Annotated in this window: 9 protein-coding genes; 4 read left to right on the plus strand and 5 right to left on the minus strand. The window is 63.1% G+C overall.

Annotation, left to right across the window (positions count from 1 at the left end):
* The first annotated feature begins 1,040 nt into the window (after positions 1 to 1,040).
* From AB0M95_RS39950 to AB0M95_RS39960, 3 genes are read left to right on the plus strand one after another with little or no spacing between them, the layout of a single operon-like run.
* Complete coding sequence (locus tag AB0M95_RS39950; protein WP_363776654.1) at positions 1,041 to 3,122, plus strand: helix-turn-helix transcriptional regulator; 2,082 nt, start codon at positions 1,041 to 1,043, stop codon at positions 3,120 to 3,122.
* Positions 3,119 to 4,078, plus strand: a complete 960-nt coding sequence (locus AB0M95_RS39955) for a hypothetical protein (RefSeq protein WP_363776657.1) — start codon at positions 3,119 to 3,121, stop codon at positions 4,076 to 4,078. Before AB0M95_RS39950 ends, AB0M95_RS39955 begins: the two co-directional genes overlap by 4 nt.
* Positions 4,075 to 4,956: a DUF6339 family protein gene (locus AB0M95_RS39960; protein ID WP_363776660.1), complete on the plus strand. Its 882-nt coding sequence runs from the start codon at positions 4,075 to 4,077 to the stop codon at positions 4,954 to 4,956. Before AB0M95_RS39955 ends, AB0M95_RS39960 begins: the two co-directional genes overlap by 4 nt.
* Before the next feature lie 104 nt (positions 4,957 to 5,060).
* Here AB0M95_RS39960 and AB0M95_RS39965 read toward each other — a convergent pair whose 3' ends face one another.
* Together AB0M95_RS39965 and AB0M95_RS39970 are read right to left on the minus strand one after the other, a co-directional pair.
* Positions 5,061 to 6,284 carry a DNA cytosine methyltransferase gene (locus AB0M95_RS39965; protein ID WP_363776662.1) on the minus strand — a complete coding sequence of 408 codons (1,224 nt, stop codon included), beginning with the start codon at positions 6,282 to 6,284 and terminating at the stop codon, positions 5,061 to 5,063.
* Between the two features lie 93 nt (positions 6,285 to 6,377).
* Complete coding sequence (locus tag AB0M95_RS39970) at positions 6,378 to 7,355, minus strand: DNA cytosine methyltransferase (RefSeq protein WP_363776665.1); 978 nt, start codon at positions 7,353 to 7,355, stop codon at positions 6,378 to 6,380.
* 116 nt (positions 7,356 to 7,471) lie between these two features.
* Between AB0M95_RS39970 and AB0M95_RS39975 the strand changes: the two genes are divergently transcribed.
* Positions 7,472 to 7,933 carry a very short patch repair endonuclease gene (locus AB0M95_RS39975; RefSeq protein ID WP_363776668.1) on the plus strand — a complete coding sequence of 154 codons (462 nt, stop codon included), beginning with the start codon at positions 7,472 to 7,474 and terminating at the stop codon, positions 7,931 to 7,933.
* Positions 7,934 to 7,958: 25 nt separating this feature from the next.
* Here the strand turns inward: AB0M95_RS39975 and AB0M95_RS39980 are convergent, their stop codons facing one another.
* The 3 genes from AB0M95_RS39980 to AB0M95_RS39990 are packed head-to-tail and all read right to left on the minus strand — an operon-like array spanning position 7,959 to position 9,292.
* Positions 7,959 to 8,219 carry a hypothetical protein gene (locus AB0M95_RS39980; RefSeq protein ID WP_363776671.1) on the minus strand — a complete coding sequence of 87 codons (261 nt, stop codon included), beginning with the start codon at positions 8,217 to 8,219 and terminating at the stop codon, positions 7,959 to 7,961.
* The gene (locus tag AB0M95_RS39985) at positions 8,219 to 8,422 is read right to left on the minus strand and encodes a DUF397 domain-containing protein (protein WP_363776674.1); all 204 of its coding nucleotides are present in this window, start codon (positions 8,420 to 8,422) and stop codon (positions 8,219 to 8,221) included. Before AB0M95_RS39985 ends, AB0M95_RS39980 begins: the two co-directional genes overlap by 1 nt.
* A gap of 12 nt (positions 8,423 to 8,434) precedes the next feature.
* Positions 8,435 to 9,292, minus strand: a complete 858-nt coding sequence (locus AB0M95_RS39990; RefSeq protein ID WP_363776676.1) for a helix-turn-helix transcriptional regulator — start codon at positions 9,290 to 9,292, stop codon at positions 8,435 to 8,437.
* Between the last annotated feature and the right edge of the window lie 276 nt (positions 9,293 to 9,568).

Genomic DNA, 9,568 nt, shown 5'->3' on the forward strand with positions numbered 1-9,568 from the left:
GGCCGGCCGAGCCGGCCGACGACGGGTGGTGAAGGACCGCAAGTTTATTGAGTTTTTGGCGATTGGTTCGCTAGGGCGTCGCGAGAGGTTCGTCGGTACGCGATTCTGTTCTCGTGACGATCGAGCGAGAGACCAGGACTACGTGCGTGACCTAATTGGAATCATGGCTAGGCGGCCGGACGGGACTCCGGAAGGTCGCGAAGCGAAGCTCCTTCCACATGCCATAGTCTTCCAGTGAGACGCTCCACGTCCAAGAAAACTTCCGCAGCGTCAGGGAAAGCTCGATGGACTTCGCGCCGCCAGGAGCGCGACGACGACCGATTCGGGTATTCAGCACTATGTGCTTCGCCTTTCGACTTCGGATGACTGAGAGAACCCCGATGAGCGACTCGCGATGTGTCCCGTCCCAGGTCGGCGGTCTACGGATCGAGTTGACCGGCTCTGTGGGGGAAATGCGAATCGTGATGACCATTCGCGCATGCGGAAGCGCGGAGATGGACGACGGGATGAACCTCCCGTCCGGGTATCAGAAGATGCGGACGGCTCTACGTCTCCATGAGTGTGCGGCCACCTCTCTGGGGAAAGCGCTGCGGGGCTTACCGGTGGAGCTTTACGCGTTCAACACAACAGCTGGCCCGAGTGCCTCGGGGTGGCGCAAGACACAACTCACCCGTTCGAGATCGGATGTAACCCGATCCCGTTAGGAGTGCTGACCAAGCTACCGCATCTTCGGGCTATTACGCCACCTTCCCGGGGAAATCTTGCTGAGCTAGGCCATGCGACGATAAATCGCTGTAAATGTCCGATTACTGCCTGGAGGGCAGTAATCGGACTTAACCGGCGAAACGTGCAGCCCGTGGAGGGTGGGGCGGGATCGGCGGGTGCCTTGCCAGGTGGGTGCGCGGCAACTTCGATCTTGGTGTGCTGAGCACCGGACCATAGTCTCAAACTTCGCGTCGTAGACGTCAAGCGGCATTTGACGTACGCTGCCGTGTCAAAGGGACGGCGGGGCGCTGGCTCGCCGCCCGGAGGAGGAGGGCATGGAGGACCAGGGCGGCTTCGGAGCCTGGCTCGGAAGGCAGCTGCGGCGCCAAGGCATGAGCCAGGCCGAGCTGGCTCAGCGCCTCGACGTCACGCGAGCCGCCGTCTCGGCCTGGGTCACCGGACGTGCGGAACCTCGCCTCGAGAAGATCCGGGCGATCGAAGAGATCCTCGGGTTGAGCACCGGCTCGGTGATGACCTTGGATGACGTGCCCGACTCTGCGGGGCATGTCGTCTGGTATCACCGGCCCGCGCATAAGGACGGCGGTCGAGAGCTGGGTAATCCGGCGGCGTTTGCCTTCGATTCGGACCTGAGAGTGCTCGCGAGGGAGGCGACCCAGAACAGCCTGGACGAGAGGTACGACCACGGTCGATCGGTGAGGGTGCGCTACACCCTGCATGAAATCTCCGGTGAGAGGCTGTACCGCTTCCTGGAGGCGCTGCGCTGGGACGAACTGGAGGCGCACTACAAGGCGGCTGCTGATGCCGCCACAAAGGTCGGACGTATCCTCGCCAACGGATTGCAGGAAATGCGCGAATCCAGCAGCCTGCTGCTGTTGCGGGTCGATGACTACAATGCCAACGGTCTCATCGGGCCCGAGTACGACGACGGCCGGTTCTCCGCCGTGGTTCGTCGTCAACTGGACAGCCACGACAAGTCCAGTTCGGCTGGCGGATCGTTCGGCCTGGGGAAGGCCGTTCTCTGGGCCACCAGTCAGTTGGGTCTGGTGCTGATCAACAGTACGCTTTCCGAGGCTCATGAAGGACGAACCGCACGCCGAGTCATCGGACGTCTCGATCTCCCGTGGCGCCGAGTGAACGGCAAGGACTATGCGGGCCCGGCGTGGCTCGGGGAACCAGACGCCCAGCGAGGAGGAACGGCCTGTTCCTGGTGGGCCGACCCCGGCACAGTTGAGGCGTTGGAACTGCAGCGCGACAACGACGCTCCGGGAACCTCGTTTCTCATCGTGGGCGCTCATGACGGCACGGGGGAGGCGACGACCCTGGAGGAGATGCACGAGGTCCTGGTCAAGAGTCTCGCGGAGAACTTCTGGGCGTCGATGGTCTCGACCGCCACGGAGCAGCCCATGTTGGAGGCTTCGGTGATCGCGCTTCGCGATGGTCAGGTCGTCAAGGCGGCGGAACGCGTGGATCCCCGCGAGCACGAGCCGGCTCGTGTCCGTGCTCTTCGCGCCTTCCTTGCAGGGGAGACGGTAGAGCAGTTGACCTCGGACGAGGACGTCGTGAGCACGACCGTGCGCTTGGGGCTTCCCGCCCTGAGACAGCCCGCGGCGAGCGCGTCGGAACCGCCGGCCGCACACGACGCCGTGCTCCTGCTGACCCCGACCACCGACGATGACAAGGCCCCGAACAAGATCGTATGCATGCGTGGCAGTCGCATGGTGGTCATGTCCCGTTCGGTGACGGACCTTCCCCTGGGAGTACGTCGCTTCCAGGCCGTTCTCCTCGCAGGCTTGGCTACCGGCTCCGAGGAAGAGGACGCGTATGCCGCGGAGAAATTCCTACGCGCGGCGGAGCCGCCGGAGCACAATGACTGGAAGAAGACCGACGACCTCACGGCCATGTACTTGAGAGGCGCCGCGACTCGGATCCAGGAGTTCCGAGCGGGGATGCTCGCCGAGGTCCGAAAGCTGGTTCGGACACCGGAGAAGAAGTCCGAGGACGGTCCGACCGTGCTCCGCGAGTTGCTCAGTCTTGATCTGCCGTCCCCTCCCCGGAGTCCGGGCTTCCCCACGGTCGGAGCGGTCGAGGGGATCGTGAGACCGGATGGCGCCTGGCAGGTGCGGGTCGAGGTCCGGCTTCCGCAACGAGAAGATCCTTGGATCATGGCACCGGTGCTGCGGTTCGCCACACGGTCCGGTCCGAAACCACTGGTCGGGTGGGCTGAACTCGTGCCCGAGTCGCACTGCGAACTCGTTGACGGAAAGCTCCTGCGATTCACGTCCGGCGCCCGAACGGCGGCGTTCACCGGTGTGAGCGATGTCGGCAGCCATCCTGTGGCGGCACAGATGTCCGTGGTCGAAGTGGATCTAACGCGTCCCAAGGAGGCCGGCTCGTGAAGGCGTTGACTCCGTATCCGACCCTTCACGGCGAGATCACCCTGGAGGTCAAGGAAGCGCGCCTGGACGGCAAACCTCTACCGCTCGCGCTCATCTCGCCACAAGAACAGGTCGTGGCGTTGCACCAGGTGGAACGCGAAGACTGGGAGCGCGCACGCATCGTCTTCCGCATGCGTACTCCCACTGAGCTGGACTCGGACGAATGGGGTGACCCGCGACGTGCCGTCGTTCTCACGGAGAGAAAGACGAACACCCGCCTCCTCACCCTCATGCGGCCCCACACCGATGGCTACTACATCGGCGTGGTGGAGCTGCATCGGGATTGGCACGTGGGGCAGGCAGAGGTCGAGGGCATCGTCACCGCCACGGTCCACGGGGTGGCAGGTCGGGTGGTCGGCCGGACCGACCGCCGATGGACCATCGATCTGCAGGTCCGCACACCCACACGGAAGCGGACGATAAAGACCGTTTGGAAAGACTTCTCCTCGGAGGAGAACCCGTATCTGAATCCGTACAGGACCGATCCCTGGGCCGTTGAGGCCGCCGACGACGAGCCCATCGTCTATCTCAACACCGGCTTCGAAGGATTACAGCGGCTCCTGGATTCGGGTAGCGGCGCCGACAGGGCCGTTCAAGATGCCGTTGCGGCACAGATCGCCGGGGATTGCTGGGCCGCTCTGTTCAACGCGGCCGTGTATGCGATCGAAGTCGAGGAGGGCGAGCCACAGTGGCCCGGCGGGTGGAGGGAGTCGGTTCTTCGGAGAATGCTGTCCGACGTCTACCCGGATCGCTCACCTGGCGACGCATTGGTCGAACTGTGCGAACGGCGTCGAGAAGGAGAGGGCGGAGGAGAACTCCAGACCCGAATCCTCCACGCCGCGATGAAACAGGCCAGAACATCCAAGTCCCTCGGCGCGTTCATCCGCACGATGAGCTCCACGGGGGAGGGCAAGTGAACGAACTCGACAGGCCGCAACGGTTGGCTCTGCTGCCGGATGCGACCGTAACGAAGTACCTAACCGTCGGTGTGCGCACCGGCGCGGAAAGCCTGCCCCAGGCCGCGCTCGCCAAGGCGTGTATCGCGCTGGACTCGTCGTCGCGTTGGGCGGCGGTGAGGGTGCGTGAACTGGTCGACGAGGCCATGCGGCGGTACGGCGACGGACCCACGAGGGCCGACGCCTGGTTGGCGCCTCGTCTGCACGCAGCGCTGCGCTTGTCACGGCGAGAGGCCGCTGACGCGAGACTATGGAACTTCCTCGCCTTGCGGCTCGCATCGGACTATGTGTTCTGGCGCCATCCTGGACGGCCCGGCAAGGAAAAGCCCGTACCCGAGGTGAGCTCCGCTCGTTTTCAGGGAGCTTTTCACACGCAGGCGTTCGCTCGTCTCTGGTGGGTGGCGGAACTTTTCCGGGACGGAGACGACTACGGTCCGGTGGAGATCGCCTGTGGAAACCAGGACATGCTGAACACCACGCTCCGACTCGAGATCGTTCAGCACAGGCCGACCGCCCAGGCGATCGTCCGAATGCTCGACCGACAGAGCATTCGCATCGGACGGGAGGTCAACGCCTTGGCGAAGGCCGTCAACGCCGCAGGCAGCACCTTGATGTACGAATTGCTAGCGCCCGACGAGGTGCAGGACGCGGATGCCTACCGTGCGTGGATGGACGACATCGACAGCGTGCATCTGCCGTACGAGTCCCTTCCCGAAGGGCCCGATGACATCCGCGTACCCGAAACGGCTGTGGACGCCCTGGTGCCGTTGTTCGAGAAGCTGTACGAAGAAGCACCCGTCCGGGGGCGCGAAAAGGTGGCCACCGCATCGAACGCTTGAGCAGGCTCGGCGGGAATGCGACGTCGCAAGGTCGGGGCGACCTGAGGATGAGCCCCGGCCTACCGTCGGAGAACCCGTGAGCGGCTTTCGAGCCGCCTTTTGCATTACTCTACAGAGGGAGCGCCGATCTCCCCCGTGGCCTCAAGGTAGCTGTAGACCTGTTTGGCGATGGCTCGCGCCAGGCCCACGGGTACTGCATTGCCTATCTGGCGAGCGATTTCGGTCTTGCCGCCACACCAGAGAAAGTCTTCGGGAAATCCCTGGAGCAGCGCGGCCTCGTAGTGAGTGATCGGTCGGTGCGCCCAGGGGTGGAGGTAGCGTCCTTTTTCGGGCTTGTAAAACTCCGTGCGGATCGTTACGGACGGCCGGTCGATGTACATTCTGCCCATGACGTCATGGGAGCCTGTCCGATGGTTCATCCAGCTTTCGGTGGAGTTCTCAGGCTTGATGTCGTGCCTGTTTCCTCCCTCGGGGATGTCTTCGTATCGCCGAATCGACAGAGGTGTCGGATTCCTGCCGATGTGCAGGTCTGTTGTCTTGAACGGTCCTGCCACCTCGTACCCCAGAATGTCGCAGCGCCCGTCGGGGAGCTCGGTGGTGGCCGGCACCTCCGCGGTCAACGGCTCCCCCTTCACGCCGAAAACCGAGCTCACGGGCACCCATGAAGCCAGCGCGTCGGTTCCCGAGAAAATTCCCTCGGTTTTCCGCGGATCGATATGCGTGGGAGCGGGATGCTTCAAAGGGGCTCCCGCGGGGTGCGATTTGATCAAGTCCCGGTGCGTGGCCAAAACGATGGCGCGCTTTCTGGCCTGCGGCACGCCATAGTCGGCGGCGACCAGATGTTTCGGCTGGAGCTCGTAGTCCTTGAGGTCTCCACCGTTGGCCGCCGCCATGAGCTCCTTGTACTCGGATGATCTGAAGAACCGATCCACGTTCTCGATGACAAATATCTTTGGTTCGAGCTTTTTGACCACCTTAATGTACTCCCGCCACAGTTGGTTCCGAGGGTCGTTCGGGTCCTCTTTCCCTAGTCCGGAAAAACCTTGGCAGGGTGGCCCGCCCAAAATAACGTCGACCTTTGCATCGATATCGGCAGGGTTCCAGCGTTTGATGTCGCCGGCGAATATGTGATCCGTTCCGCCTGCCTCTATCGCGAAGTTCACGGCGTACGTCGTGGCGGCCGCGATATCCCACTCGACGGCACCCACGGTATGAAAGGGTGAATATGCGCTGCCCGTAGGCACGAATTCGTGAAATCCCTGGGTGAAACCGCCGCAGCCCGAGAACAGGTCGACGATGTTGATGCGATCGGACGGTCCGGCGGTCATACGCGTTACCCTACCGATCGTAGAGCAACACCGACATCTCGATGCGAGAGCGGCGCGTCCCCTTGGCGACGGTGCCCGGCCTTGCCGCCGTCCTCAGCGGCTCAGGGCCTTCGCGATGGCGTAGCCGATCGCCGTGGCCAACGGAGGGGGTAGCGCATGACCGACCTGGCGGTATCGAGAGGTCTTTCGTCCCACGACCAGCCAGTCAGCGGGGAAACCTTGGAGGGCCGCGACCTGAGGGATGGTCAGCTTCGGCAGCGATCCACGGTCCTCGGGATCGGTACTGGGGCGCATGACGAAGTCTGCGTCAGGAACGTCGTCCGCGATGCTGCCACCGTCCACTCCCAATTGGGCCCACTTTCTCTTCGTTCCTGTCGGTCCGAGATCCGCCCCACCGCGATTCTTGGATCCCCCGACGATCGTCGGCGCGACCTCGTTGGCGAGCAGGCGCCATGCCGCCGCCCCCGTCCAGCCGCGGCTTGCCATCGACGCCCAGAGAACATCGCCGACGGTTCCCGGGGTGCCGGTCGACCCTGGCCACTCGAACCGAGCGAGATCACCCTGGCACATCGCCACCATGACGCCGTGTTGGCGGCGCTGGGGTACTCCATGATCTTGTGCGTCCAAGACGGCCCAGGCGCACTCGTAATCGTTGTTCTTCAGCTCCTGTTCGACGAAGCTGCGGGCTTCGGCGAACAAGTCGTCCTTGACCAGAGCTGGAACGTTCTCCAGCATGATGGCGCGAGGTCGGACCTCGGTGGCCAACCAGACAGCCGCGTGTAGGGGATCACTTCTGGCCGCGACCTGTTCCCTCTTGCCGGCGATCGAGTACGGAAGTCGAGGGAGTCCGCCTGCCAGGAGATCGACGCCCAGTACCTTCTTGTGCTCGTCTCCCACGAAATCCACAAGGTCGAGCTGACGGACGTCCCATGCGGGGCGGTTGGCGCGGAGGGTGGCACATGCGTCGGGGTCTTCGTCGAAGAGCATCACGGGATCGAAGCCCGCCCTCTCCAGGCCTAGAGCCTGTCCGCCGGCTCCGGCGCAGATGTCCAGGCTGGTGAACCTGGTCATCGCCACCTCCCTCTCTGTTGTTGTGACGGAGATTACTCCGAAGCGAGATCGTTTGTTGATCGCTGTCCGAAGATGATCTGGCCTCGCGCGACCTTGCGTTTTCGTACGGTAGACGTATGGCGACCACGAGACCTGTCGGCGCATCCAGTGAGGGCGTCCGCAAGAGCATGCAGGCGAACAAGGGGAGGGACACCAAGCCTGAGCTCGCCTTGCGGCGTGCGGTGCATGCGTTGGGGCTGCGGTACCGGGTCTCGGTTCGTCCGCTGCCGAAGATTCGACGTACGGCCGACCTGGTGTTCAGCAAGGCGAAGGTCGCGGTCTTCCTCGACGGGTGCTTCTGGCATGGGTGTCCTGAGCACCACACCAAGGCCGCTACCAATGCCGACTACTGGGCAGAGAAGGTGGTGCGCAACCGGGAGCGAGATGCCCAAACCGATCGGACGCTCGCCGACTCCGGGTGGCTGGTCATCCGCGTCTGGGAGCACGAAGATCCCAGAGACGCCGCCGTCCACATCGCCGAGCAGGTACGCAAGATCCGTAGCGAGGGTGTGGAGACCCGTACGCCTCTCCCATCCTGAGTGCCCAATGTTGCTGGTACGGGTCTCAGAGATCTGTCGCAAGCAGGATGTAATGACCCTCCGACGCGATCGCGGTGGAGAGGTCGCCGTGGAACGTTGCGATTGACAGGAGATGCTCCGCGACGTCGTCTGGGGCTGGCCACTCCGCAACGCGTGTGAAGTGCTCGCTGACCAGGGAGAATGCCAGGTCGATGGCAGAGTCCAGGCTATCGGCCTGCACTACGCAGATGGGAGGCTCAAGGTCGCCGTACGTCGATGTCCAGTCGAGGACGCAGGTCCATACCATCAACCCTGCTTGATCTCCGAGAGGAAGACGCACCACTCCCGTCGCTGGACGATCAGGGCGGTGCCGGCGAGGGTTTTGGAATCGCGTATCACGACATGCGCCTTCACCTTGGCAACCTCCACGCAGTTGTTGCCCTGGCCTTGGCTGTAGGTGCTCTTCTGCCAGACGGCCTGCGACACGTCCAGATCCCGGTTGGTGATCATCTCACGCCTCATTCAGTCGTCACCGCCAAGACACTCCTGGACCGCTTTCATGAACTTAACTGACTCGGCCGGACCCAGAGCGCTTGCACGGAGGTGGTCGAACATCAGCGTATATCGCATAATCTGCTCGGTCTCCTCCAAGTACATGCCGTCCGGAGCGAGTTCCAGGAAGACCACCGGTGCGAAGAAGTCGGGGTTGGGGAAGTCCAGGATCACGAATGGTCCAGTTAGTCCTGGGTGGGCGCCGACGGCGTTTTGGATGATTTGGATCGTGATCCTGGACTCGTCCTCAAGTTCTATGAGTCGTTGCAACTGCTCGCGCATGACCTTCGCCCCGCCGACAGGCCGTCGGATTGCGGCTTCGTCGATGACGACCCACAGTTGCGGCCCCGTGGTTTCCTGGACGAGGAGACGCTGCCGCGCCATGCGTGCTTCGATACGGCGCTTGACCTCCTTCGGATCCATCACGGGCGCGGCGCGGATCACCGCTCGTGCGTACGCCTCCGTCTGGAGGAGGCCGGGGACCAGCAGTGGTTCGTAGTTCCTGAGCGTCGAGGACTGAGCCTCGAGATCGTTGTAGGAGCCGGTGAATACGTCTCGGTACTCGGTCCACCACCCCTTTTGGCGTGCTTGGCGGGATAGCGCGATGAGCGCTTCGCGATGTGTGCCGTTTACCTCGTAGAGGTCGAGGAGGTGGCGAAGGTCACCTATCGTGACGTTGGAACGGGCGTTCTCAAGCCGCCACACCTTCGTGGCATGCCACTCGAGTCGCTCTGCGACCTCCTCCCGGGCGAACCCGGCTACCTCTCTGAGGCGCTGCAACTCCGCAGCTAGCCTGCGCTGCCGGATGGTAGGGCTTGCTTGCGACATTTCGGGCCTTCCCTCTCTTCTGCACCCTCGGTGCCGTCCGTCCTGAAGGTGGCAATTGGACAAAGTTGCCCAATTGCCACTCATCGATGAGTTGCAGTCGTGCACAAGATCGAATGCAATCTTCTAGATAATCTCGATTCCGGTTGCAGATTAGTAGCCAATCAGTCACTCTCGGTAGAGCTTGCCATCCAACCTGCTGTGACCGCAGGGAATCCGAGCATCTGGAGGTGACTGGGTGATGACCATGGGACAGGCGGAGTCCGTGGAGGGGTGCGG

This window comes from Sphaerisporangium sp. NPDC051017, from assembly GCF_040683095.1.
Taxonomy (GTDB): Bacteria; Actinomycetota; Actinomycetes; order Streptosporangiales; family Streptosporangiaceae; genus Sphaerisporangium.

Excerpts from the sequence above, each read along its gene's own strand:
- AB0M95_RS39965 (WP_363776662.1), bottom strand. The coding sequence starts at position 6,284 with ATGACCGCCGGACCGTCCGATCGCATCAACATCGTCGACCTGTTCTCG.
- AB0M95_RS39970 (WP_363776665.1), bottom strand. The coding sequence starts at position 7,355 with ATGACCAGGTTCACCAGCCTGGACATCTGCGCCGGAGCCGGCGGACAG.
- AB0M95_RS39985 (WP_363776674.1), bottom strand. The coding sequence starts at position 8,422 with ATGATCACCAACCGGGATCTGGACGTGTCGCAGGCCGTCTGGCAGAAG.
- AB0M95_RS39975 (WP_363776668.1), top strand. The coding sequence starts at position 7,472 with ATGGCGACCACGAGACCTGTCGGCGCATCCAGTGAGGGCGTCCGCAAG.
- AB0M95_RS39980 (WP_363776671.1), bottom strand. The coding sequence starts at position 8,219 with ATGGTATGGACCTGCGTCCTCGACTGGACATCGACGTACGGCGACCTT.
- AB0M95_RS39990 (WP_363776676.1), bottom strand. The coding sequence starts at position 9,292 with ATGTCGCAAGCAAGCCCTACCATCCGGCAGCGCAGGCTAGCTGCGGAG.
- AB0M95_RS39950 (WP_363776654.1), top strand. The coding sequence starts at position 1,041 with ATGGAGGACCAGGGCGGCTTCGGAGCCTGGCTCGGAAGGCAGCTGCGG.